General features: G+C 67.9%; 1 protein-coding gene. It reads left to right on the top strand.

Features of this window, described 5'->3' with window-relative positions; translation table 11 throughout:
- The coding region (locus ABD323_RS41555; RefSeq protein WP_344447277.1) for a B12-binding domain-containing protein at positions 1 to 1,070 on the top strand (1,070 nt) is incomplete at both ends.

The raw sequence follows: 1,070 nt of genomic DNA, 5'->3' as shown, positions 1-1,070 counted from the left end.
CGCGCCCGCGAGGCCACCGACAGCGAAGAGGGCTATGACCCGCTGCAGCGGCTGCTGCAGCTGTTCGAGGGCGTCAGCATGGCCAGCTCGGCGGCGTCGAAGGCGGAGGAGTTGGCCGCTCTGCCGCTGGAGGTGCGCCTGCAGCGCCGCATCATCGACGGTGAGCGCAAGGGCCTGGAAGCCGACCTGGACGAGGCCCTCACCGAGCGCCCCGCACTGGAGATCGTCAACGGCACACTCCTGGCCGGGATGAAGGTCGTCGGTGAACTGTTCGGCTCAGGCCAGATGCAGCTGCCGTTCGTCCTGCAGTCCGCCGAGGTGATGAAGACCGCCGTCGCCCACCTCGAACCGCACATGGAGAAGTCCACAGAGACATCGGAGGGGGGCTCGGGCAAGGGCACCATCGTGCTCGCCACCGTCAAGGGCGACGTCCACGACATCGGCAAGAACCTCGTCGACATCATCCTCTCCAACAACGGCTACACGGTGGTCAACCTCGGCATCAAGCAGCCCGTCTCCGCCATCCTCGACGCCGCCCAGGAACACCGCGCCGACGTCATCGGCATGTCCGGCCTCCTCGTCAAGTCCACCGTCATCATGAAGGAGAACCTGCAGGAGCTGAACCAGCGTCAGCTCGCCGCCGACTTCCCCGTCATCCTCGGCGGCACCGCCCTCACCCGCGCCTACGTCGAACAAGACCTCCACGAAATCTACGAAGGCGAAGTCCGCTACGCCCGCGACGCCTTCGAGGGCCTCCGCCTCATGGACGCCCTGATCGCGGTCAAGCGCGGGGTGCCCGGTGCGACGCTGCCGGAGCTGAAGAAGCGTCGGCACGCCAAGGTCGAGGTGGAGGAGGTCGAGGAGGTCAACCTCGGTCAGATCCGCTCCGACGTCTCGGTGGACAACCGGGTGCCCGCCCCGCCGTTCTGGGGCGACCGGATCGTCAAGGGCATCCCGTTCGCCGACTACTCCTCCTGGCTGGACGAGGACGCGCTGTTCAAGGGCCAGTGGGGCCTGAAGGCGGCGCGCGCCGGGGGCCCGTCGTACGAGGAGCTGGTGGAGACCGAGGG

It is taken from the genome of Kitasatospora nipponensis (assembly GCF_039528135.1).
Taxonomy (GTDB): domain Bacteria; phylum Actinomycetota; class Actinomycetes; order Streptomycetales; family Streptomycetaceae; genus Kitasatospora; species Kitasatospora nipponensis.
This window is presented reverse-complemented; position numbering and strand designations above follow the sequence as displayed.